At 43.8% G+C, this 464-nt stretch carries 1 protein-coding gene; it reads left to right on the forward strand.

Annotated elements, in window-relative coordinates:
• The first annotated feature begins 42 nt into the window (after nucleotides 1–42).
• Nucleotides 43–420 carry an autonomous glycyl radical cofactor GrcA gene (gene grcA, locus AB4496_RS26905; protein WP_009848415.1) on the forward strand — a complete coding sequence of 126 codons (378 nt, stop codon included), beginning with the start codon at nucleotides 43–45 and terminating at the stop codon, nucleotides 418–420.
• The last annotated feature ends 44 nt before the right edge of the window (nucleotides 421–464 follow it).

Here is a 464-nt window from a genome sequence, read left to right on the forward strand (position 1 = left end):
AACACCATAATCAAACCACATAAAGTGGACTAGGAGATAGTTATGATCCAAGGTATTCAAATTACTAAAGCAGCAAACGATGACCTACTAAACTCAATCTGGCTACTAGATAGCGAGAAGAATGAAGCTCGTTGTGTTGTTGCTACTTCAGGTTTCGAAGCTGACCAAGTTATCTCAGCTGCAGACCTAGGCGAGTACGAAAGCCGTGAAGTTGCTATCGAAGCAGCACCACGCATCGAAGGTGGTCAACACCTAAACGTTAACGTTCTTAAGCGTGAAACGCTAGAAGATGCTGTTGCTCACCCAGAGAACTACCCACAGCTAACTATCCGTGTATCGGGTTACGCTGTACGTTTCAACTCTCTAACTACTGAACAGCAACGTGACGTTATCGCACGTACGTTCACTGAGTCTCTATAATTTTTAGAGCTTGAATTAGAATACAAAAACGGCGCTCATTGAGC

Origin of the sequence: Vibrio sp. 10N.222.46.A1 (assembly GCF_041473595.1) — a bacterium.
Taxonomy (GTDB): Bacteria; Pseudomonadota; Gammaproteobacteria; order Enterobacterales; family Vibrionaceae; genus Vibrio; species Vibrio tasmaniensis_A.